Here is a 23,229-nt window from a genome sequence, read left to right on the forward strand (position 1 = left end):
CCTGCTCCAAGCGCAGAGCAAGCGTCCACTTCAGAAAAGGGCGTAAAAATTCTCTTTGGAATTTTTATGCCCTTTCTTCCAGTGGTCTTGCTCTTTGACGCGCTTGTCACACTCTCATTTGTTGACTGTACACGCTTGATCGGTAAATGATAATTCATTTTTAAAAGTGCTATGATAGAATAACTTAATCATAAAGAACTTAAATACTATTGATATTAGATTTAAGTAAAGGAGGAAAATGATGAATAAACATTTTACCACACGAAACATTGTTGCAGTCGCTATTGGAGCAGCCCTATTTGGAATTTTGATGACTTACGGAGGGATTCCTGTTTTTACTAATACCAAGTTATCCACGGCTTATATCGTTCCTATCGTGGTTGGAGCCTTATTTGGACCGGTTCAAGCAGCCTTAGTTGGTTTGATTGGGAACGTCTTTGCGGATGCCTTAGGCGGAAGTGGCTTCTGGTTGGATTGGACCGTGGGCAATATGTTTGCTTGCTTCTTTATCGGGGCTTTAAAACTTTATGGTGCGGATATTCGTCGGGGTATCTTTACGGTTAAACATGCAGTGATTTATGCCTTGGTATCGGTGGTTGGCTTAGAACTTTCCTTTGGTTTGATCACCCCGCTCTTGACTAAAGTCCTCTACGGTGGTGAATTAGCCATTACCATCACTCAAGCCCAAGTGGCTGTTTTAACTAATTCCATCGTCGTCCTTGTCGTTGGGATTCCATTGCTCTTTACTCTAGCTAAACGGTATCGGGGGACAACAAATTTGGTGGATGAGGACTAATGAAGCGCACTAGCCTTTCACCAATCATTCAATTTAAAGATTTTTCTTTTACCTATGCGTCTGCCAAAGAACCAGCCCTTAAAGACATTAACTTGGAAATTTATCCAGGCGAAAAGATTCTAATTTTAGGGGCTAGTGGGAGCGGAAAATCAACCCTGGGACAGTGCATCAATGGATTAATTCCTAACCAGTTTGAAGGGGCCATCACTGGAACAGCGACTGTCGCTGGACACGTGGTAGGGACTTCATCGGTTTTCGATTTGTCCCAAGAGGTAGGGTCTGTTTTGCAGGATAGTGATGCTCAATTTGTCGGCATCAATGTGGCTGAAGATATTGCCTTTGCCCTGGAAAACCGTAATACGTCCAGGTCTGTGATGAGGGCTTTCGTTGACAAGGTCGCTCGGCGGGTAGGTGTGGTCGATCAGCTCGATTCCCTGCCTTATTCCCTATCCGGAGGTCAGAAGCAGAAAGTCTCTGTTGCTGGCATTTTGGGCGAGAAGAACCAGATTTTGCTCTTTGATGAACCCCTAGCAGCCCTAGACCCCCAGATGGGACTATCCATGGTTGAACTCATCGATTCCTTGAATAAAGAAGATGGCAAAACCGTGATTATCATCGAGCACCGCTTTGAAGATGTCCTCCACCGCCCCATTGATCGGGTGGTCTTGTTGGACCAAGGGCGAATCGTCACCGTGATGACGCCAGATGAACTGATTGCTTCCGACCTCTTGATTCAATATGGGATTAGAGAGCCGCTTTACATTAGTGCTTTGAAGAATATGTATGGGGGCTTGAAGCAAAAGGAAGGCTTGACCCAGTTAGATACACTTGATCTCTCTCCCTATCAAGGCAAACAACCCTGGCTAGCTGGCGAGAATACGGTCTCCAAAGAAGTTGAGGAAAGTGGCCAGGATCCACATAGTGAGTCGAATCAGGTCATTATCCGTCTAGAAGACTTGCGCTTTGGCTATGATCCCAAGCAGCCGCTCATTCAAATCCCTGAGTTAAGCATTAGACGGGGAGAACGGATTGCGATTGTGGGTGAGAATGGGTCGGGAAAATCTACCTTGGCCAAGCTCTTAACCGGCGTCTTAAAGCCACAAGCGGGTAAGATCGATCGCCTAGGCAACCCAGTTACTATCCAAGAAATTGCCCAACTGATTGGTTATGTCATGCAAAACCCTAATCAAATGCTGGTGACTGATTCAGTCTACCGAGAGATTGCCCTAGGATTGGAATACCGCCACGTTGATCAGGCTGAAATCGATTCGCGGGTCCAGCAAGTTCTCCAAGTCACTGGCCTTTATCCTAAACGGAATTGGCCAATTTCGGCCCTAAGTTACGGGCAGAAGAAGCGCTTATCAGTGGCCATTGTGCTGGCCTTAGAGCCTACCTGCATTATCCTAGACGAGCCAACTGCTGGACAAGACTATGCCCATTACCGGGAAATCATGGAGTTTATCGATGATTTGAACCAGACCTATCAAATGACCATGATCTTTATCACCCATGATATGCATCTGGCCCTGGAATATACCGACCGGGGGCTGGTCATTGAGGACGGACATTTAATTGCTGACCGGCCGATTTTTGACATTTTAGCGGATGACCAACTGGTTGAGCGGGCTTCCTTGAAGAAAACATCCATTTTTGAATTTGCCCATCGTCTGAAGTTACCGGTGGCTGACTTTATCCAAGCCTTCATCAAAAGCGAAAGGGAGGGGAAGTAGATGCATGATCAATTGATTATCCGTTATGATATTGGCGATGGTTACTTTGACCGTTTAGCGGGTTCAACCAAGCTATGGGTCTTTGTGACTGCCCTAGCCTTAATGATGGTCTCTTTTGACCTACGGATTATCCTCCCCCTCTTTCTTATCCACGCCTGGATCTTTAAGCAGGTTTACCGTGAGAGTAAGGCCTTGAAGTTTATCTTTCGTTTTATGTTAATTATGAACCTGATTAATGTCTTGCTTTACTATCTGGCTAATCCCTTAACCGGGACCGAGCTAGCTGGACAGGTAACGGTCTTGTATCGCTTTAATGATTACTTTGTCGTCACCTATGAGACCTTAGTTTACTTCTTAGCCAGAATTATGAAGATGATCGGCAGTTTGATTATCAGTCTGTGCTTTATCCTAACTATTACCCCTACCCAGTTAGCTAGTGGTTTGTATGCTATGGGCGTTCCTTATCAAATTGGCACCATGTTCTCCTTGGGGCTGAGATATATGCCTGATATCTTCCGTGATTTTACGGCGATTAAGGAATCTATGCAGATGCGGGGCTTGGAGCTCAATCCTAAGCGGGCCAGCCTCTTCAAACGGCTCAAGGCCAATACCGCCATTCTCTTGCCCTTAATTATTGTCTCCTTCGACCAGGTGGAAACCATTTCTAGCGCCATGGACCTAAGAGGCTATGGCCAAGAGAAAAAACGGACTTACTATGGGGACCTTGAGCCTGGGGGCCACGATAAGCAGATGCGATTCTTGGCTATTGTTCAAGGGGGAATCTTTGTTATTTATATGTGGCTACGGCTTACCGGAAGAATCCATGAATTGTGGGTGATTTAGATAGGGATTGCAAGTTTTATTCATTATTCCTAGCTATTTGATCCATCTAGAGAAGGGAGATCATTAACATAGTGAAAACTATTTTAGTATTTCAGACCGATTTTACCTATAAGGAGGCTGCTGTCAGCGCCATGTATGGCGTGGTCAAGTCAGTCGACCGCGAACTAGAAATTATTACTGGAACCCATGAGATTCCCAACTATGATATCTGGAGTGGTTCTTTCCGACTCTACCAACCCATGCAATTTTGGCCTAAGGGCACTATTTTCGTCTCGGTCATTGCCCCCGGCGTGGGCACGAGTCGAAGAGCTTGTATTGCCCAGACCAAAAACGGCTACACCATTGTGACCCCCGATAACGGGAGTTTGACCCATGTCGCTAAGCACTTTGGTATTGAACGAGTGGTTGAGATTGATATTGACCGTCACCGTCTCAAAGGCCAGGGGACAGAAGGAATCTCGGTCTTTCATGGCCGTGATGTCTTTGCTTATTGTGCAGCCCAGCTAGCTAGCGGGCAAGTGGCCTTTGAAGAATTTGGGACAGAATACCCGGTGGATGAGATTGTCACTTTTGACTTGATCGATCCGGAAAAAGCACAGGACCGTTTGACGGGAATGGGAGAGATTATTGACCCGAACTTTGGTAATTATTGGACCAACATCCCCTTTGCCTGGCTAAAAGACCAAGCCGGACAGTTGGTTAGGGTTATCGTTCGCTCGGCTAGTGAAGAAGTTGTCTTCGATGAGAAGATTCAAATTCATAAGACCTTTGGCGAGGTGAGCCTAGGCGAATTGACGATTTACCAGAATGAATTTGGCAACTTGAGTCTAGCTGTTAACCAAGGCAGTTTTATTTCTAAATATGACCTGCCTTATGGGGTTGGTGTCAGTGTTGAAGTAGTATTGAGTGAGGAGGAATAGAGAATGGTTGTTGATTTCAGTAAATTACCGGCTTTTCGTCAGCAATTAGTGTTTCAAAGTGACTTTGGACTGAATGATGGGGCGGTATCGGCCATGACGGGAGTGGTGGTGACAGTCGATGAGAGCTTGAGCATCCATCACTTAACCCATAATATTCCCCCTTATGATATTTATTTGGCTGGTTACCGGCTTTATCAGACCTATTCCTACTGGCCTCAGGGGACAATCTTTGTCTCGATTGTGGACCCTGGTGTGGGCTACCAGCAAAAGTCAGTGATTGTCTTGTTAGAGAGTGGTCATTATATCGTCACTCCTAATAATGGGACCCTGTCCTTTCTGGCTAAATATGTGGGCCTCCAGGCGGTATGGGAAATTGATAAGGAGAAGAACTTACTCCCTTCGACCAACCAGTCCTATACCTTCTACGGCCGTGACCTGTACGCTTATACAGCAGCTCGCTTGGCTAGTGGGCAATTACGGTTGAGTGAGGTCGGAGAAGAACTTGCTATTAGCCAGCTTAAGCTCTACGAGATTGATGACTTCCAGACTAATCCTGAGGAAGCTGTACTCAGTGGTCATGTTGCCATTCACGATGAACGTTTCGGCTCGCTCTGGACTAATATTCCTTACGACTCCTTGCAGGATTTAGCAGTGAAAACAGGAGACCAACTCCATCTCAAGATCAACCACCAAGGGCAAACGGTCTATGATGACGTCGTGCCCGTGGTTCAGTCCTTCCAATCGGTTCCTCAAAGTCGGGCGTTGATCTACTGTAACTCGCTGAAGAATTTGGCGGTGGCCCTCAACCAGAACAGCTTTGCCCAAGCCTACAAGGTCGGTTATGGGGCTGACTGGCAGGTTACTTTTCAAAAGAGTAAATAGAATTTGATAGTTGATTTTGTATTTCTAAATAGAAATTTGTGAATTGAAAGAAGCTCCAGCAATGGGGCTTTTTCTTTTGCAAAGCTGGGCCTGCCTCCTACGCTTGCATTGATTAGGAAGGAGAGCGTTTAATTTCTTGGCCTCTTGTAAAAAAATGAACTGTTATTGAAATGTTTTAGCAGGCGTATCTCTGATAAAATAATAAAGATATTTATAGAGTCTGATAATAAAATTTCTTATTATAAAGGAGGGCCAGCAATGGTGGTGAATAGGTGGAAGAATTGAATCTGTTCTTAGGGCTGATAGGAATCTTAGGGCTGATAGGAATCTTAGGGGTCCTTTTTCTAATACTAGCTAACGGACTGAAATGTCGTCAATCAGCGAGTGGGAAGTTTAAGCTATTTGTTGAATGTATGGATCAGCTTGGGCTGCTCTTCTTAGCTTTCTTGCTCATAGCTGTGATCTTAATGGGAGACTTCAACTGCAGAAATTGGAAATTTTGGCTTTTAGCTCTTTGTGGTCAGCTTCTTTTTATTTCTGGAAGCTGGGGACTGTTTCGCCTAATCAATGATCATGTTCAAGGTCCCAAGAAGCAGATTTTTCATGTGAAGCGGGCGGTAAGAGAATCCCATATCAATCTTCAAGCAACGACCTATCGTTTGGAGACCGTGGAAGGGATAAGTTTGCGGGTAGATAGGTCTCAGTATCAGACTGTCAAAAATGCTTTTGTCTTCTTAGAAGACCAGCACTTTTCTCTCTATAAGTCTGAGCTTGCCTACCAGATTGACTACTATCCAAAAACCAAACTGGTGCTTGCCCTAACACTTATAAAATAATTGATCAGAAGAGAAGTGAATGATTTTCTGGTCAAAGGAGGAATATCTTGAAAAGCATCTTAATTATCCAGCAAATCACTTTCTTGGTTGCTTCTTTGCTGGGAATCTTTGTGAATTGGCAGGCTAAACGGCGGAAGAAGCAAATTCTAGCAGCTGAGACGACTAGTCAAGGGCCGATCATCCAAAAAGCACCCAAAAGAATAGCAATCATTGCCTACTTATTAATGGGCTTGGCGGTGATTATCTTCATCATGACTGTGCTTTTAACATTTGCTGAACGAGAGGTGGATGAACTGGCCTTCGTAATCTTTTTATCCCTATCCTTGATCTTTTGGGTAACAGGGATCTACTTATCCCTAGTGGGCAGACATTACTTATATGCGGAAGATAAGGAAAAATTCTTGGTGAAAACCATTAGCAAGCAGACCAGCATTTATTATAAAGATATGCTTACTTACCAAGTAAAACACGACCAGCTCATTATCACAGATCGACGGGGTCAGAAAGCGGCTATTGACCTTCGCCTATTTGCGCCTGTGAAACTAGCAAGAGCTATTTTAAGTCAGATTGATAATGAAATTGAGCGTTTAAGGCTTTTAAATGGAGGCATTCCTGACCATTTATTAGTCTATCAAGATTGGGTGAGGCAATATTTGGATTGCATCGAATAGAGAAGAAATATCGAAAATGCCTTAAACGAGAATGAGTGAGACCTATACTAGCTATAAAAAATTTGCTATAATAAAATTAACTTAAGAAATCCGAGGTAAAAAAGACATGGTAATTTTAATCTAAGTATCTGAGCAAAAACCTCCCTAATTATCAAGGGACTAGTATGCACTCAGACACTTGGTTAAATGACCCATGTCTTTTTGTGTATCCGTTTTTAGCTCAGATTTATCGCTGATGGTAGCACTGAAATTATAGGAGAGCTAAATATGGAAGTAATAAAATTATTACATGTTTCGAAGATGATTGTAGATCGTCAATTATTTCAAATTGACCAGTTAGTAGCTAACCATGGGGATAAGATTGGTCTCATTGGCAAGAATGGGGCAGGTAAATCAACTTTATTGAAGATGCTAATTGGATTAGACCAAGACTACCAAGGTCAAATACGAGTCCAGCCGGGCTATGCCTACTTCCCTCAACTAAAGCAAACAACGGTGGAGTCTGGTGGCGAGCAGGCTAAACGTATGCTAGAAGAGGTTTTCAGTAAAGGAGCAGACCTCCTCATTCTCGATGAACCGACCGCCAATTTAGACATTGAAAATATTGATTGGCTAATCCAGAAATTGGATAAATACCCAGGAAGTCTCTTGCTAGTTTCCCATGATCGTCAACTATTAAATCAATTAGTGGATCAGATTTGGGAGCTCGACCAAGGCCAATTGACCAAATATGTGGGGAATTATGACGACTATCAAACAGCCAAAGACAAGGCCATTCAAGGACAGGAAATTGCTTATAAAAATTATCAGAAGAAAGTTCAGCAACTAGAAAAAGAGATCCAGCAAAGAAACCTGCGGGCACAAAATTTTAAAAAGAAGAAAAAGAATATGTCTCGGTCAGATTATAAGGTCAGCAGCTATGCGGGAAAATATGATGGCCAGGAAAAAGCCATGGCCAAATCAGCTAAAGCACTACAAAGAAGAATTGATCAGCTCGACCCTGTCAAAGAGCCAGAGAAAGAACGGCACTATAGCTTTAAAGCGGTGGGAAATTTGGCAGTGAAGTCGGGAAGAACTTTGCTTCATTTAGAAGCGGGTCAAGTTTATGTTGCTGAGCGTTTATTATTTACCTTTCCAGAATTTAAATTGCAGGCAGGTGATAAGCTAGCTATTCAGGGACGCAATCAAGCAGGAAAAACAACTTTCATGCGCCAGCTATATCACCAGCAACTGTCAGGTTATTATATGGGAAATTTAAAGATCGGTTATTTTACCCAAAATTTTGATCAACTCCAGCTGGATAAGAGTATTTTAGAAAATATTTGTGAAGGAAGTTTGCAGTCCAATAACTTGATTTATCAGGTTCTAGCTTCTTTGGGTTTCGACCAAAACAAACTGTCCAATCAGGTTAAATGGCTATCTGGAGGTGAGCGTGTCCGTTTGGCATTCGCTAAATTATTACTAGGAGACTACCATCTTTTATTGCTCGATGAGTCGACCAATTATTTAGACATTGGAACTCTGGAAAAGGTGGAAGACTTTATCAGAAGTCATCCTGCTGCTATTCTACTGGTTTCTCATGACCAGGAATTTGTCAACCATAGCGTGGACAAGCAATATATTATTAAAAACAAGAAACTGCTAAGTCCTACTTATCAAAGAGAAAATCACGATAAGATAGAAAAAGAAATTAGTCGTCTAGAGTTTCACCTCAATCAGATGATTGCTGATCCAAGTATAGATATAGAAGATATCAGAAGTCTCCAGAATAAGATTAGGGCGTTAAAAGAAGAGCATTAGGTCGATTAAGATATGTCCCAGGCAAATGATTTAAGGCACTTCAATCATACGAAGATAGTGAATAGCTACTAGAAAAGGAAAAACGAATGACTTATATGGCTTACATCGGATTTACCGGAATCCTCTTAATGGCTTGCTACGGGGTATTGTCTAGTTTTAAAGTGAGAAGTGCCAGCTACCAACTCTTTCTCCAGGGCTTATGGGTCTTGGCTTTACTGATGACGAGTCTCTTTCCTCTAGCTTTGATTTTAAAAGAAAGGCCTGCTATTAGCTCGCTATTTTTCTGGATCGCTGGAATTACAGGGATAGGACTAATTAGCTGGGGTGCTTATGAAGGCTATAAATTGCTTTATGACCTGTGCCATGGAAGTCAGCGCCAAGCATTCCAAGTGATTGCAGCTCGAAAAATCGAGCGAAGCTTGCGTCATGGTGGGGATTATTATCTCTTTGAAAGCGCTCAGGGAATGATTTTTGAAGTGGATTATTATACTTATACAGCGATTAAGCGAGCATTAGTGCAAACCCCAAGCCTTCCCGTTCTCTTAGACTATTACCCCAAAACCAAAATTATTGTAGAAATGATAATGGATTAAACGGCATTTTATCTTTATACTATTCAATAGACAGGAAAGCGCTTAAAAATATATGTTTTGCAGTCTGTTAAAAAGTGGTTTTTCCTTGCCTAAGAAAAGAGCTAATTTAATCAAACTAGAGAAGGTGACGAGATGTCTTTCGAAAATGAACATATTTTTAAAAATATCCAAAAATTTCTCGACCAGCATAGCGGCGAGTTCGAGGATGGGGAAGCAGCCATTACACACGCTATTCATTTGCATAATGCGGGCTTATTGTCCTTTGATGATGAAGGTGAATCGAGTCGCGCTATGGATTTATTTGAGTCTGCTATGTATACAGAAGATCCAGACCAACAAGCAGTCTTGTTAGAGGAAGCCTATGCCTTAGATTCTGATAACCTAGATATTTACTGTGCTTGGGCGCTCAGTCATTTTCCAGATATTGAGGCGATTTCGAAGCTTCAAACCAAAGCTGATGATTATTTCAAGATCCATCGTAAGGAAATCAAAGAGTCTGGCTATTTTGCTGTAGAAAATCGGCCTTATTTCCGCATACAAAATACCTTGTTAGATTTATACAAAGAAAGTTTGTTTATGGAGAAAGCTGAAAAAATAGCTAAGCATATCCTGCGTTATAACCCCAATGACAATATGGGGGCACGCTATAAGCTCATGGCGATTTACGTCAATTCATTTCAACATAAGCAGGCCAAAGCGCTTTTCAAAAGAGATTCCAGTTATCGATCAGATGATCAAATGCTGCTCTACATGGCCACCAGTCTTATCTTAGAAAGAGACTTTAAACTGGCCCAGCAACGTATTAAAGATTTACAAGACATCAATTCGGATATCGTTTATTTCTTTGAAGATAAAGCCTTCAATGAATTGAAGGTCTTTGTCAACTTGCCTGAAGAGGACTATCGCCCAAATTCTAAGCAGTCTTTGGCTATCGCTTTAAACGAGATCTTACCACTCTTCGTCCAGTCTAGTCTCCTCTATCAGCATTTTAAACAAAGTTTAAGGAAACTTATTCCTGATTATTTTGATGATGTACAAGCTCAAAAAGAGAAAAATATCATGTCCTATTTCCAAGCCGATAAACTATCGGGTAAGGGGATTTTCACTAATATTGCTAGCCAATATGTCCGTGCCTTACTCTTAGAGGATTTGGAAACTGCCGAGGACTTTAAAACAAAAACAGAAAAAGAAGTTTTAGCCATTAATGGTATCGGTAAAGGCACAATTAATAAGTTAAAGGCAAATGGGGTTCGCTTTAAGGACAATTAACTTAAAAAAGTTTCTCTCTAGGCTCTTTCTATTGATAAAAAGTTTTATATTAGCTTCAAAACACCTCATAAGAGGTATATAATTTAGCCTAATAAAATGCTAAGGATTGCTTGGGCACTTTTTAAACCTTTATCCATAGGAGATGAGAGTCTATGATCAGAGCCATTCAAGAGACTGATGCTAAAGCGATTCAGGAATTATGCCAAGTAGCACTCGGCTACGATGCTGATCTGAATCTTGTCCAATCACAAATCAAAAAATTATCCCAAGATCATGATCACCATATTATAGCTGTGTATGAAGATGAAACTTCTTCTAGGGCGGTTGCTTTTGTTCACGCTGAGACCTATGAAGGGCTCTACAGTGAAACGGGCTTAAATATTCTTGGACTTGCGGTAAGTCCTGACTACCAAGGACAGGGCATCGGTAGGGAGCTCATGTCTTTTGTAGAAAATTATGCGATTAATCACCAACTCCACTACATTCGCTTAAATTCAGCGGTCCATCGTGTGGAAGCTCATCAATTTTACCAAAGCATCGGTTATCGTCACGATCGGACTCAGAAACGCTTTACGAAGACCTTTTGATGGATAGATGAGTCTACTATAAAAAGAGTATTCACTAGAATCGACCAGCGACCTCGTTCAACTGGAGGTCGCTCTTTTTGTTATAATGACAGGGAAGATAGACGGATGGATCGATCCTTAAGGAGGATTAATGATGTCTTATTTCCAATTAACTATCAAGAAGTTTTTTCTTAAAGATGGAAGTATCGATCTTTATGCTTTTCTTTTTGGCTTACTCTTTTTGTTTACTTTTGCCTTCATGCAATTGCCGGACTGGCTAACTATTCTTGCCTCTACCCTTTTAGCTTCTAGTGTGTTTAGGTATATTACCACCGATGAGCTTTTTCATGAGGAAATAGTCAATCTCAGCACCCCTGGGCAAGTTATTGACTATACAATAAGTAAGAATCTTTTCACGCTTCTTTTTGAACTCATTTTATTGTTTAGCGTTTTTCTCTTGCTAACCTTGCTAAAAGTCTTTAATTTTTATCCGCAAGAGATCGTGGACAAGGGATACCTGCTTGTCCAGCTGCTTTGTGTTCTTGGAACAGAAAATATTATCTTACTCTTCTTCAATAAGCCGGTGAAAAGTTACCAGAAAGGTATACGGAGGAATGGCAAGGAGGATATAGTCACGGGTATTGAAAGCTTTAAAAGTCTCTTGCCTTCTATTGTTATTAATATCTTGTTTGCCTGTTTGTGTTTCTTTTTTAGGGGGGACTTAGGCCTTTATCCAGCCTTAGGGTACTATGTATTTGGTGTCGTTATTTTTATCTTTCTATCCCTGTAAAAGTTTTTTTACACAGCTTTAAGTCGCCTTTTCAAGCCTTGATAAAGGATTTTGATAAGAAGTTTTAGTTATGGAAAAGATCTTCTATGGATTGTTAAAGGCGGCTAGTCTAGATTGTCCAATTATTAAAAACAGCGCGTAACCAAGCAAAAATGGCTCAAGAGGAAGTGGCTGAAGTTATCGGTGTGTCTAGATAAGCGATATCCAATTGGGAGAATGATAAAATGTACCTGAATGTTATTAGTGTGATTCATTTAAGTGAAAGAACAAATATTGTTAAAAGTAATAAGCGATTAGGACGAATTATTCTGCTTGCTATCCTTGTTATTCTTGTTTTCGTGTTGATGAAGGGATGGTTACCAGTAGAATGGACTTTACCCGACCTATGTATAAGTGCTCTATTTATCTCTGGAATAATCGACTTAGTCATTATTAATCACTTTTAGGAGGAATTATTATGGCTATCACAGCAATAATCATGGCAATCTTCGGGCCACTATGGATTATGGGAGCTCTATTTGTGAATTATAATATTTATAAGCTGGTACTGATTGATGCTAAAGCAAGAAAAATGAAGCGTCCCCACTTATGGGCCTTCCTAAGTATGGGCCACAATAACGGGAGTGCCTTTTTACCGATCTATTTCTTCAATAGGCGAAAGTATCCGAGAAAGGCATTCAGTCCTCAGGAAGCTGAAAATTACGAAAGATATAAAAAGCAAGCGAAAATTTCTCTGCTTTTATTTTTAATTGGAACAGTGGTGTTTTTTATCTGCTTTATTCATTATTTTAAAATTTGGGAGTAGCTGTTTTGCTAGTCAATCCTTTGCCGGGAAAAAAGAGACACAGAGTCATGTCGTTATAACTACACGCTCTGTGTCTCTTTTATTTGTATTAGTTATAATATTTCAGATGAGGTCAGCTTATTAAGCTTGACGCTCTTTGACTAAGTGAGAAATTGCTTTGAAGTGTGGGTTCTTGGCGTCTTCTAGGAGACGGTAGAGTAAGCTTTCACTGGATAGGAGAGTCGCGCCATCTGCTTGGAGTTGGCTGAGAGCCCATTCGTGTTCTTTTGCACTTCTAGCGGTTACGGCGTCACGAACCAAGGTCACTTCCACTTGGGGATAATCGTCTAATAATTGATGGGCGGTTTGCTCGACGCAGATAGGCGTTTCCATCCCGATAATTACCACATGTTCAATGGCAGGGGTGATGTGGTTGAGAACTTCGGGAATGCAGGCATTGAAACGAGTCTTGGCGTAAACCGGTGTCTCGGTTAGGTAGGACTTGATATCAGGATGGGTAGCGCCCAAGCCTTGAGGGTATTGCTCGGTGACTACCTTCTTAACGCCTAAGTGGTTCAAGCCTTCAAGAAGAAATTGCAGGTTAGCCAGATAAGTATCGGAATCATGCATTGCGGGAACCAATTTTTCTTGAATATCGATGACAAGGACTAGCGTATTATCAACAGTCATTGCAGTCATGGTGAACTTCCTTTCTAAGAATTTTATCCTACATCTATTATAGCAAGCACAGGACTTGCTGCCTAGGTTTCTAAAAAATCTCCTAGGAATATAATGAGGCTTAGCTCCTTACAGGAAAGAGATTCCTTTTTATTGACTGAATTGAGAACGGTGCTTTTTAGGAGATATTTAAGGAGAGAATCATCCTGAAAAGCATTTCACAGGGGTAATGTATATACCTTTGGATAGTCATTTGATAAAATAGGATTGAGGAGGCGATAGTATGCAAACGAAAATTGCCCAATGGGGAAATTCAAAGGCGATCAGAATTCCATCAACGATAGTTAAACAGCTCAATTTAAAGGATAATCAAGTGCTCTCACTTGAAATCAAAGATCAAGCCCTAGTGATTAAGCCTAAGGAAGCAGAGACTATTCAGGAATTATTTGCCGATTACAAGACCTCTTTCACTTATGAGGAAGAAATGGATTGGGGACCAGCAGTGGGAGAAGAGATCGAATGGTGATGCGGCAAGGGGATATTTTTTATGTTAATTTTAACCCAAGCATCGGACATGAACAGAGAAATAGTCGTCCAGCCATTGTATTAAGTCATGATCTCATTTTCCAGACGAGTCACATGGCGATTGTTGCGCCTATCTCAACGACAAAACGAAACTATCCAGCCTATTATGAGCTCCAAGAAACTGATCAGATAAAGGGTAAAGTCCTTTTGAATCAATCAAAAGCTCTTGATCTTTATCATCGTCAAGTCAGCCGAGAAAATTTTATTGAACGAGCTAAACCAAATGAATTTCAGCGCATTATTCATCGTTATAAATTGTTATTCGATCTGGTAGATGATTATCAATAGGCAATAATAAAACCCTGAGATTGAAAGAAAACCATTGTTGTGATGGTTAGACTCTATTCAAATTTGTTCCAAGCGCAGAGCAAGCGTCGACTTCAGAAAATGACGATCTTGCTCTTTTTTGTTCTTGCCATACTCTTATCCTTATTTGCTGATTAACCCAAACACTCTTCATTCATTGAATTATTGTAAGCCTTCTTTTCCAAGCCTTATGAAGTGGACAAGTCAGCCTGGTTCAGGACGGCCGAGGCTATCTCATGCAATCTGTTAATGATCAAAGCATCGGTTTAAGGCTTATTGATTTAGAAACAGAAGTAGAGCTCTCCAGTCGCGATTACAGTTTACCTACCCGTGAAAATACCTGGGTGACGGGCAAGATTGAATAAGCTTTGTGATTAGTCACTTGATAAAAAACTCCTAGGACTTACAGCTTGCTAAGCCATGTTCTAGGGGTTTTACTTTAACTAACAATTTACTACTAAGGCGACTGATTGGGACGCTTTTATATCGTAATGGGCTAGCCAATATTTTTGCTTGTTATAAGGATTTTTCCCTTTGCGGCTAGGCTTTGTTCTTATCCTAAGCGAGATCCAAGGACTTGCGCAGTGGCTAAGATTATGCTTTACTAAACAGGATGAAATTTACAGTTTGAGAAAATCAAGTGACAGAAGGGGATTTGCCGATGAAGCACCGTTATCCAAGTGAACAATTAGAAGTGGAAGTGACCGGACTTTCTGAGAAGGGGCTAGGTTTAGCCGAATACCGTTTTCCGGATACCGAATTAGGAAAAGGACGGAAATTAAAACTTCAAATTCCTAAGGCCCTACCTGGGGATAAATTGTTAGTCACTGTACCCAATGCCAGAGGCCGAAGACGGGCAACCCGGACCTATGACCGGATCATTGAGCCTTCGCCTAGTCGAAATGGTGGTTATGAATTAAATGGTCCGCAAGTTGGTGGAGCCCCCTTGGAGTATATGAATTACCCCGACCAATTGGCCTATAAAAGAGAGCTGACCCAGACCTTTTTAGCTGACCAAGGCTTTGACCCCAGTGTGGTGGGTGAGGTATGGGGGATGGACGACCCTTACCATTACCGCAACAAGCTGGAGCTGAGTTTCTCGATCGATGGTGACTTGGGTTTCTTCGCCCAGGGTGACCAGTACCAGATTGTTGATTGGCAAAAGAATATCTTGGCCCCAGAAATCTTTATGATCTTAAAAGAAGAAGTTCAAGCCTGGCAAAAGGCCTGGAACTTAGCAGGTTACGAAAAACAGTCGAAGCAAGGTTTGCTCAGACAATTACTCTTGCGCCAAGGCCAGCAAAGTGGGGAAGTCATGGTAGCTATTTTCGCCCAAGAGGAATCGGCAGATCTTGATCCAGGCGTTATTGAAGACCTAATCCAACGTCTACAGGCTTATCCTGAGATTAAGAGCTTAATGTGGATTAAGAATACGGCCATTGCGGATCGGATGGGGGCTGACCAAGTGGAAGTCCTGGCTGGCCGCGACTATATCCGTGATGAGCTGGCTGGTTTTAATTACCGCCTTTACTTTGACACCTTCTTCCAACCAAATCCTACCCAAGCCCAAAAGATGATCGATTTGGCTTGCGATTGGGCAGAACTCGACCAAGACAGTCTGGTAATTGACCTTTTCTGTGGAGTCGGTAGCTTTAGCCTACCTCTGGCTAAGCGGGCCAAGGCCTTAGTGGGGATTGAAATTGTGGAACAGTCCATTGAGTCGGCTAAACGTAATGCCCGGGATAACAGGATTACTAACGCCCACTTTATCGCCCGAGATGCCCGCCATGGTTTGGCTGAAATTGAAGAGGAGTGGGGACAAGCTGACCTGCTCTTGTTAGATCCCCCACGCAACGGTGCCGGTGGAAAAATCATGCGTCGGATCGGGCGGATGGGCCTAGACAAGATCATTTACGTCTCCTGTAATCCCAAAAGCTTGGCAGCAGATTTAGTCTGGCTAAGAGAGTTCGGTTATGAGATTGCCAAGATCCAATTAATCGACCAATTCCCACATACTCAGCATGTCGAGTGCGTGGTATTGATTGAAAAGAAAAGCTGATAGGAATAGGGTTTGTAGAAGTTTATGAAGTTGAGAGAAGCTCCTGAGAGGGGGCTTTTTTTTGTTTGAGGGATAAAAATGGTGGAAATGTGGATGTGTGTATGGGGAAACTGATCGACTGAATAAGGTGGAAAAACCAAACCAAATTTAAAACCTTTATAACTAGTTTCTTTTATGATATAGTTTCCTTATGGAAATCATATAAAGGGGACTAATATGGATTTAAAAACATCATTGATGGAATTACAATGTGAACTTGTTGCTGAAAGGAACCAAGCAAACCCAAAGGAAATTTCCTGGCTACAATATGACATTCTGCATCAAATCGAACAAAAAGGAGAACTACTACCCTCGGATCTTAGTGTGATTCTTGGCGTATCCCGTACAAAATTATCAAAGGCATTAAAAGGGTTAAAGTCTATGCGGTATATTGAACAGACCCCTAATGAAGAGGATGGAAGAGAATTGTACACTACACTGACTAGTGATGGGAAAGACTTACTCCATCATATTTCAAATAGTCACTCCTCTCTTCATCTAGCTGCTATCAAGACCTTTAACAAAGAGGAACAAGAATGTTTTATCTATTTATCAAACAAATTATCAGAAGAATTAAAGAAAGCGAGGATAGAGCAAAATGGATGATGCTATCAAAGTCGTCAATGCCAGAACAAATAATTTGAAAAACATCTCCATCCAGGTTTCCAAGCATAGGATTGTTGCTGTGACGGGTGTTTCAGGTTCGGGGAAATCTTCCTTTGTCTTTGATACGATTGCCAGTGAATCCCAGCGATTGCTCCAGGAAACTTACTCTAGCTATATTCAAAACCTCTTGCCCAATTATAAAAAACCAGCTGTCGATTCCATCTCTAATCTTCCAGTCTCACTAATCATTGACCAAAAGCGAATCCGTGGCAATTCCAGGTCAACAGTAGGGACTATAACCGACATCTATTCTGACTTAAGACTATTATATTCGAGGATAGCCAAGCCTTTTATTGGTTATTCTATGAAGTATTCTTTCAATCATCCAGACGGCATGTGCAAGACTTGCCAGGGGCTTGGAGTCGTTAAATCCATTAATATTGACAAATTGATTGATTTTGATGAATCCTTAAATAACAATGCGATTGATTTCCCTACCTTTCGCAATGACGGTTGGAGACTGACCCGTTATACCGAATCCGGTTATTTTGACAATGATAGGAAGATCAAGGACTATAATCAAGAGGAACTAGACTTGCTGCTGTACTCTCCTAAAATAAAACCCGCTCGCCCGAGTAAAAACTGGCATAAAACAGCCAAATATCTTGGAGTCCTTCCTCGAATCATGGAAAGCTTTGTCAATGTCGAAGATCCTCAATATAAAAAAGACTTAAACAGGATATTAATCACAGAAACCTGTCCCGCATGCCATGGGACACGGTTAAATGACGAAGTATTAAGTGCCACCATACAAGGTAAATCGATAGCCAATAGTACGAATATGGCAATCAATGATTTGTTCGATTTTATCTCTACCATCCATAATCAAGAGGTTGAAATGATTACCCATGAATTGCAAAAGAAGTTACAAAGTCTTTCAATAGTAGGCTTAGACTATTTGAAATTAAATCAACCGACGAACACCCTTTCCGGCGGCGAGTCCCAGCGAATCAAAATGGTGAAGTATCTCAATAGCTCCTTGTCAGATGTTTTATATATCTTTGATGAACCGAGTGTTGGCCTTCATCCGGAAGATATTCGAGGAATCACAAATATTTTTAAGGGCTTGAGAGATAAGGGGAACTCTGTCTTATTTGTCGACCACGACCCCGATATGATTCAATGCTGTGATGAGCTAATCAATTTTGGCGAAGGTGCTGGCCCTCATGGAGGTAGGGTTACTTTCCAGGGGACTTATAGCGAATTATTAAAATCAGAGACTATCACAGCAAAAGCCTTTACCAAAAGGCACGGCATCAATAAAGAAAAGAAAATCTTTTCAGACTATTACACACTGAAAAATGTGTCCAAGCACAACATAGAAAACGTCAGCATAAGTATCCCGAAAGATGCGATAACAGTAGTAACTGGTGTGGCCGGTTCTGGTAAAAGTACCCTGATTAGAGATGTTTTTATTAACAAATACCCTCAGGCTACTATCTTGGACCAAAGTTTGCCCCAGGCTTCTCGCCGGTCAAATATCGTCACCTACTTAAAGATATATGACGAAATCAAGCGACTTTTTGCCAAAGAAAATGGTGTTGAAAAATCTCTGTTTTCAGTGACCGGGAAAGGAGCCTGTCCTGAATGTAAGGGAAAAGGAGTCATTAAACTTGATTTGGCCTATATGGGAGACTCTGAACATATTTGTGAAAAGTGCCAAGGGAGACGGTTCAATGATAAGGTCCTCGCTTATCTGTATAAAAAGAAGAATATCAATGTGATCTTTGAACTCACGGTTGCAGAGGCTAGGGAGATATTTGGCGATAATTCGAAGATCACACCCGTTCTAGAATCGATCATCAAAGCAAATTTATCCTATATAAAGTTAGGTCAGACCTTGGATACATACTCTGGGGGAGAACTTCAACGGTTAAAAATAGCTCAAATGCTTTCAGAGAAAGAGTCAGAAATTATCATTTTAGATGAGCCCACGACAGGACTTCACGAATCCGATATTGATAAGCTAATGGACCTCACTCGTGAAATGGTAAGAGACGGCAACACATTAATTGTAATTGAGCATAATTTATCCGTGATCAGTCAGGCGGATTGGATTATTGACCTTGGACCCAAAGGAGGAAAGGTCGGTGGAAAAATCTTGTTCCAAGGATACCCAATTGACTTTATAGAATGTGAGCAATCCTATACCGCCAAGCATTTAAGAAGATTTTTGGATGATACGATAATTATTCGTGAGGAATAGTATGAACTGATTAATGAAGGAGAAGTAGATGGTAATAAGTCTGCGTCAGCTGAAAAGAAAAGCTGATAGGAATAGGGTTTGTAGAGGTTTAAGATGTTGATAGAAGCTCCCGAAAGGGGGCTTTTTTATTGTGGAGAAAAATAGTTGGAAAAAAGTCATTTTGACAAACATTTATTAATTATATACTAAATAAAATATATAAATAATGAACTTTTATTCATATTCATATTTATTTTTGTTTTAATATGAATTATAATTCATAAAAGTAAAATTTTATGGAGGGCATCATGGCTAAAGATAATAAAGAAAAGTTAATTAAAGCGACTGACCGCTTGCTTAAAGATCGAAGTATTAGTTCAATTACAACTAAGGAGATCACCAAGGAAGCTGGAGTGTCTGTTGGTGTCTTTTACAACTATTTTGACAGCAAAGAAGAGGTCTTTACCGAATTAGTCAAAAGCTTTTTCAATTATTCACTAACAGAAATGAAAAAACTTCAAGCAGAAATTACGGGCAATAATCTCCGCTCGGAATTAAAGTTTAAAGAATTTTTGGTCAGGGGTATGGATAAGAACTGGGAAAATCGGTTCTTAAATAGCGATATTCTGATGTTGACGCGAAAAGACCAGGTCTTTAAAGAGATGATGCTGGATTTTAATGAGCGGATGTTGGCTATTATTGTTGCTATTTTAACCATTATTCAATCATTTGCTCAGGAGAGCGAGTTGACTATCAAGGCTAAATTAATCATGAATTTGATTCAAAATTCCTATCCGACTTTTTCTAGTTTTGAGGACGACCAAGAGCAAGAAGCTTATATGGAGAAAGTGGTCAAAGTGATTTTTGATCTGAGCTTTAATGAATAGAGGACAAGACTATGGAGAGTATTTTAACCGTCAAAGACCTATCGAAAACTTATAAAAATGGTCGAAAAGCCCTTGATCATTTGAATTTCACTGTGACTAAGGGTGAGATCCTTGGCTTTTTAGGACCCAATGGGGCTGGAAAAAGTACCACTATTAATATTTTATCCACGCTGTTAAAGGCGGATGAAGGCAAGCTGACTTACTTTAATAATGCTCACTTGCCGCTTAAAACCATCAAACAGCACCTGGGGATTGTGCCGCAAGAACTCGCCATTTATGAGGATATTTCTGCCTTTCAGAATGTAAAATTCTTTGCCTCCTTATATGGCGTCAAGAAAACTGAAATGAAAGACCGGGTGAAAAAGGCATTAAGGAAGGTCGGTCTGGAAGAACGTGCCCATGACAAGGCTGCCACTTTCTCGGGTGGGATGAAGCGACGTTTAAACATTGCCTGTGCCATAGCCCACGATCCTCAATTGATTATTTTTGATGAGCCCACCGTGGGGATTGATCCCCAGTCGAGAAACCATATTCTCGATTCGATCAAGGCTTTGCGGGATGAAGGGGCCACGGTTATCTACACCACCCATTACATGGAGGAGGTCCAGCAGCTTTGTGACCGGGTCATTATTATGGATGGGGGTCATGTTTTACTAAATGACCGCTTGGATAATATCTTGGAAGCTTACCGTGAGTCCAAGTATCAAGTGGATTTTGCCCAGGAAATGCCTAAAGCGCTTTTAGAGAAAATTCGTCAATTGCCCCAGGTCTTGGGACTAAGTCAGGATACTGACTACCAAATGCAGGTTAGTTTAAAAAGTGGAAAAGCCTCACTTAATGATATATTGGCGCTTGTTATCCAATCCCATATCAATATAACTGGGATCCAAACCAAGAAGAAAAATTTGGAAGATGTCTTCTTAAGCTTAACGGGTAAGCAATTAAGAGACTAAAGTGAGGGGGAAGCTTTATGTTAACCATCATGCAACAAGATATTATTAATCTTTTGAAGAACAAACCCATTATGACCTATCTTTTAGCTTATCCCATGCTCCTGATCCTAGTGACGGGTTATGTTTTTTCTTCTAATTTTACTGACGATCTTCTGTCGGCCTATGACTATTATGGGGTCACTATGATGATCTACTTGTCCATGGCCACGGTGATTATTTTGCCTGAGCTCTTGTTTGGCCACCAGGTCAAGTATGCTAATTACCGGATTATCTATTCGCCTATGGCTCGATACAAAGTTTATTTATCCAAACTAATCGTATCTATTGCAGTTTCCTATGCCATCCTAGCCAGCTATATCCTAGTTTTTAATGCGATAGGATTTGTTAACTACGGGGGAAGGGATGTCCTCCGTATCTTATTACTTGATTTAGCCTTAGTTATCTTTTCGATCACTTTTGGTGGGGCTTTTTGCCTCTTAGTGAAGAGTGAAGACCTAGCAACCAAGCTGTTGAACTTAGTGATTAACCTTCTGGCGATTTTGTCGGGTTTATTCTTTCCCATGACCATTTTGGGACCAAAGATTGCCAGAGTCACTAGCTTTTCTCCGGTTTCAAAAGTGATGTCCAGTTTTTTTGCGATTATTTATGATAAGGATTGCACAACCTTATTGCCGACGACTACGACACTGATGTTGTCTTCGCTAATTTTTTTAATAATTATCCATTTAAGCTACCATCCAGAAGATTTTGGTGATTAAAATGAACCTTGTTATTCTAACTAATAATTTCAACCGACTCTTAAAAGGAAAAACTTATCTCTTCATAACCACTGTAATTGTCTTTATAACCCTTGCAGGAAGCGCCTTTGTTGTCACCATGGATGCTCCCACGCTTCAAATAGGGGTCGACCAGACTGCCAGTGATTTGTTAACCATGAAGAATGATGACTTATCTGTTGAAGAAATTTCAGAAGATCATCCTGCATACACTAAGCTGATCACTGGCGACTACGATGCCTACATCACTAAGGAAGAGGGCAAGTATCAAGTGACGACAGTAAGAAACGCTGAATTGGCTGATGACTTGAGCCAACTCCTCAATGAGGGGCAATTAAGCAGTGAACCCGATCCAGGCAATAATCATTTTAAAGTGATTCTCACTGTTTTAGCCATGAGCTCGATGATTCTGTCCTTAATCCTCTATCGTTTTTATTTTGATGATCGTCGCGGTATTGATAAACGCATTTATTCCTCTGGCCTTTCAGTACTTTCTTACCTTTTCCAGCAAGTATTGTTCACTTTTCTGCTTTTGTTTACGATTAGTGCCTTAGCTTGCTGTAGTCTGTTTCCTCTCTTTGGCCTGGACTTATCTAGTCGATTTTTCTTAGGTTTATTTTTACTTGAACTATTTGCGGCTAATTTTGGCATGTTCTTATCAACGCTGACCAAGAAAAATCAGGGAGCTCTCTTAGTGGGGACCATGTTATCGGTTTTGACCACGCTTCTTTCGGGAGCTCTATTAGCTGTAAAAGAAGAGTCTTTACAAGAAAAGATCCAACCTCTTTTTCCGCAATTCTACATCGCCAAATTAGGCTCAGCCTTGGATGGTCAAGTAGAAGCATTGAGCCAACCCATAGGGGTTCTTTTACTATATAGTTTGGTCTTCTTTGTAATCGCGCTGTTGATGCAAAAGCGAAGGATAGTCGATTGATGCTAGAGTACCGGATTTTCCCGTTTTTGGGGGAGTTTGTTACAATAAGTCTAGAAATATTTATAAAGGGGATTCGATGACTGGCATAGTTTTTACTGAAGAAGATAAGCGGTTAACTGTCGATATTCTTGGTTATGAATTCAAAGATCTATCTGCAAACGATGATATTTTTGATCGAAATTGGTTGAAGTTAGAGTTTAGCTACTCGGATTCAGTCAAGTCCTTTAAACAAGTGGATCCTTGCCTGTTAAGTTTTGAACTGGGAGAGATTATTGAAAGTATCCATTGGCTGATATCGGGAAAGGAAACAGAGGTGTTGAGAACATTTACAGAGCCCTACCTGTCCCTGGCTATTACGCAAATCGATTCTTGCTATGTTTTCCAAATAAGCTTTGTCTATGACACTAAGGATAATGATTGGAAAGAAGTCTGCCTGTATCAAACATTGGATTGTGAAGAGCTTAAGCAGTTGAACCTTCAACTAAAGGATTTCTTTCAGAGATATCCAGTAAGATAAGGCTAGCTAAGGCAATTTGGCTCAGGCTGTGGGAGATTTACTGCTTATATATCCTAATGCTTACCTGGAAAGATCTAGCTTATTAAATAAAAGTTAACGAAAGGATTTCAAATTCATTTTAGAAGCTCCTGAGAAGGGGCTTTTTTAGCGCTTACATGATACTT

The 23,229-nt window shown here is 41.0% G+C and carries 26 protein-coding genes; 25 read left to right on the forward strand and 1 reads right to left on the reverse strand.

The genetic code is table 11. The features are described 5' to 3' along the window. Nucleotides 1-241 precede the first annotated feature (241 nt). From DBT50_RS00600 to DBT50_RS00660, 14 genes are all read left to right on the forward strand, one after another. Nucleotides 242-796: an ECF-type riboflavin transporter substrate-binding protein gene (locus DBT50_RS00600; protein ID WP_224785046.1), complete on the forward strand. Its 555-nt coding sequence runs from the start codon at nt 242-244 to the stop codon at nt 794-796. Then, nucleotides 796-2,526 (forward strand): ABC transporter ATP-binding protein, encoded by a 1,731-nt coding sequence (locus DBT50_RS00605; protein WP_111852354.1) that lies wholly within the window; start codon nt 796-798, stop codon nt 2,524-2,526. Before DBT50_RS00600 ends, DBT50_RS00605 begins: the two co-directional genes overlap by 1 nt. Beyond that, a complete protein-coding gene (locus tag DBT50_RS00610; protein WP_111852355.1) occupies nt 2,527-3,369 on the forward strand; it encodes an energy-coupling factor transporter transmembrane component T family protein in 843 nt (280 codons plus the stop codon). A gap of 71 nt (nt 3,370-3,440) precedes the next feature. Beyond that, nucleotides 3,441-4,289, forward strand: a complete 849-nt coding sequence (locus DBT50_RS00615) for an SAM hydrolase/SAM-dependent halogenase family protein (RefSeq protein ID WP_111853436.1) — start codon at nt 3,441-3,443, stop codon at nt 4,287-4,289. 3 nt (nt 4,290-4,292) lie between these two features. Continuing rightward, complete coding sequence (locus tag DBT50_RS00620; protein WP_111852357.1) at nt 4,293-5,171, forward strand: SAM hydrolase/SAM-dependent halogenase family protein; 879 nt, start codon at nt 4,293-4,295, stop codon at nt 5,169-5,171. A 272-nt stretch (nt 5,172-5,443) separates the two neighbouring features. After that, the gene (locus tag DBT50_RS00625; RefSeq protein WP_111852358.1) at nt 5,444-6,007 is read left to right on the forward strand and encodes a hypothetical protein; all 564 of its coding nucleotides are present in this window, start codon (nt 5,444-5,446) and stop codon (nt 6,005-6,007) included. A gap of 47 nt (nt 6,008-6,054) precedes the next feature. Then, entirely contained in the window at nt 6,055-6,678 is a 624-nt protein-coding gene (locus tag DBT50_RS00630) for a hypothetical protein (protein WP_111852359.1), read from the forward strand. 267 nt (nt 6,679-6,945) lie between these two features. Next, entirely contained in the window at nt 6,946-8,478 is a 1,533-nt protein-coding gene (abc-f, locus tag DBT50_RS00635) for a ribosomal protection-like ABC-F family protein (RefSeq protein ID WP_111852360.1), read from the forward strand. Between the two features lie 86 nt (nt 8,479-8,564). Then, the gene (locus DBT50_RS00640; protein WP_111852361.1) at nt 8,565-9,071 is read left to right on the forward strand and encodes a hypothetical protein; all 507 of its coding nucleotides are present in this window, start codon (nt 8,565-8,567) and stop codon (nt 9,069-9,071) included. A gap of 132 nt (nt 9,072-9,203) precedes the next feature. Continuing rightward, a complete protein-coding gene (locus tag DBT50_RS00645) occupies nt 9,204-10,340 on the forward strand; it encodes a tetratricopeptide repeat protein (RefSeq protein WP_111852362.1) in 1,137 nt (378 codons plus the stop codon). 152 nt (nt 10,341-10,492) lie between these two features. Continuing rightward, nucleotides 10,493-10,927 carry a GNAT family N-acetyltransferase gene (locus tag DBT50_RS00650; protein WP_111852363.1) on the forward strand — a complete coding sequence of 145 codons (435 nt, stop codon included), beginning with the start codon at nt 10,493-10,495 and terminating at the stop codon, nt 10,925-10,927. 133 nt (nt 10,928-11,060) lie between these two features. Then, nucleotides 11,061-11,696 (forward strand): hypothetical protein, encoded by a 636-nt coding sequence (locus DBT50_RS00655; protein WP_111852364.1) that lies wholly within the window; start codon nt 11,061-11,063, stop codon nt 11,694-11,696. Nucleotides 11,697-11,809: 113 nt separating this feature from the next. Continuing rightward, complete coding sequence (locus DBT50_RS09615) at nt 11,810-11,893, forward strand: helix-turn-helix domain-containing protein (RefSeq protein ID WP_111852441.1); 84 nt, start codon at nt 11,810-11,812, stop codon at nt 11,891-11,893. Nucleotides 11,894-12,153: 260 nt separating this feature from the next. Then, nucleotides 12,154-12,501 carry a hypothetical protein gene (locus DBT50_RS00660; RefSeq protein WP_111852366.1) on the forward strand — a complete coding sequence of 116 codons (348 nt, stop codon included), beginning with the start codon at nt 12,154-12,156 and terminating at the stop codon, nt 12,499-12,501. Between the two features lie 120 nt (nt 12,502-12,621). On the opposite strand, the gene DBT50_RS00665 is transcribed toward DBT50_RS00660, so the two are convergent. Next, a complete protein-coding gene (locus tag DBT50_RS00665) occupies nt 12,622-13,179 on the reverse strand; it encodes an isochorismatase family protein (protein ID WP_111852367.1) in 558 nt (185 codons plus the stop codon). A 262-nt stretch (nt 13,180-13,441) separates the two neighbouring features. Between DBT50_RS00665 and DBT50_RS00670 the strand changes: the two genes are divergently transcribed. The 11 genes from DBT50_RS00670 to DBT50_RS00720 all read left to right on the forward strand — a co-directional run bounded on the left by DBT50_RS00670 (nt 13,442) and on the right by DBT50_RS00720 (nt 23,065). Then, nucleotides 13,442-13,684: an AbrB/MazE/SpoVT family DNA-binding domain-containing protein gene (locus tag DBT50_RS00670; RefSeq protein ID WP_111852368.1), complete on the forward strand. Its 243-nt coding sequence runs from the start codon at nt 13,442-13,444 to the stop codon at nt 13,682-13,684. Then, entirely contained in the window at nt 13,678-14,031 is a 354-nt protein-coding gene (locus DBT50_RS00675) for a type II toxin-antitoxin system PemK/MazF family toxin (protein ID WP_111852369.1), read from the forward strand. The genes DBT50_RS00670 and DBT50_RS00675 overlap by 7 nt, the downstream gene beginning before the upstream one ends. Nucleotides 14,032-14,285: 254 nt before the next feature. Then, the gene (locus DBT50_RS00680; protein WP_258454722.1) at nt 14,286-14,414 is read left to right on the forward strand and encodes a hypothetical protein; all 129 of its coding nucleotides are present in this window, start codon (nt 14,286-14,288) and stop codon (nt 14,412-14,414) included. A gap of 296 nt (nt 14,415-14,710) precedes the next feature. Then, a complete protein-coding gene (rlmD, locus tag DBT50_RS00685; RefSeq protein WP_111852370.1) occupies nt 14,711-16,108 on the forward strand; it encodes a 23S rRNA (uracil(1939)-C(5))-methyltransferase RlmD in 1,398 nt (465 codons plus the stop codon). Nucleotides 16,109-16,324: 216 nt separating this feature from the next. Continuing rightward, entirely contained in the window at nt 16,325-16,753 is a 429-nt protein-coding gene (locus DBT50_RS00690) for a MarR family winged helix-turn-helix transcriptional regulator (RefSeq protein ID WP_111853437.1), read from the forward strand. After that, a complete protein-coding gene (locus DBT50_RS00695) occupies nt 16,746-19,019 on the forward strand; it encodes an ATP-binding cassette domain-containing protein (protein ID WP_111853438.1) in 2,274 nt (757 codons plus the stop codon). The genes DBT50_RS00690 and DBT50_RS00695 overlap by 8 nt, the downstream gene beginning before the upstream one ends. 287 nt (nt 19,020-19,306) lie before the next feature. After that, a complete protein-coding gene (locus DBT50_RS00700; protein ID WP_111852373.1) occupies nt 19,307-19,885 on the forward strand; it encodes a TetR/AcrR family transcriptional regulator in 579 nt (192 codons plus the stop codon). Between the two features lie 11 nt (nt 19,886-19,896). Beyond that, the gene (locus tag DBT50_RS00705) at nt 19,897-20,838 is read left to right on the forward strand and encodes an ABC transporter ATP-binding protein (protein WP_111852374.1); all 942 of its coding nucleotides are present in this window, start codon (nt 19,897-19,899) and stop codon (nt 20,836-20,838) included. A gap of 17 nt (nt 20,839-20,855) precedes the next feature. Continuing rightward, nucleotides 20,856-21,596, forward strand: a complete 741-nt coding sequence (locus tag DBT50_RS00710) for an ABC transporter permease (RefSeq protein ID WP_111852375.1) — start codon at nt 20,856-20,858, stop codon at nt 21,594-21,596. Between the two features lies 1 nt (nt 21,597). Then, nucleotides 21,598-22,548, forward strand: coding sequence for an ABC transporter permease (locus tag DBT50_RS00715; protein WP_111852376.1), 951 nt, complete (start codon nt 21,598-21,600; stop codon nt 22,546-22,548). Between the two features lie 76 nt (nt 22,549-22,624). Continuing rightward, nucleotides 22,625-23,065 carry a WapI family immunity protein gene (locus tag DBT50_RS00720; protein WP_111852377.1) on the forward strand — a complete coding sequence of 147 codons (441 nt, stop codon included), beginning with the start codon at nt 22,625-22,627 and terminating at the stop codon, nt 23,063-23,065. Nucleotides 23,066-23,229: the final 164 nt, after the last annotated feature.

Origin of the sequence: Aerococcus tenax, from assembly GCF_003286645.3 — a bacterium.
In the GTDB taxonomy this organism is placed as follows: domain Bacteria; phylum Bacillota; class Bacilli; order Lactobacillales; family Aerococcaceae; genus Aerococcus; species Aerococcus tenax.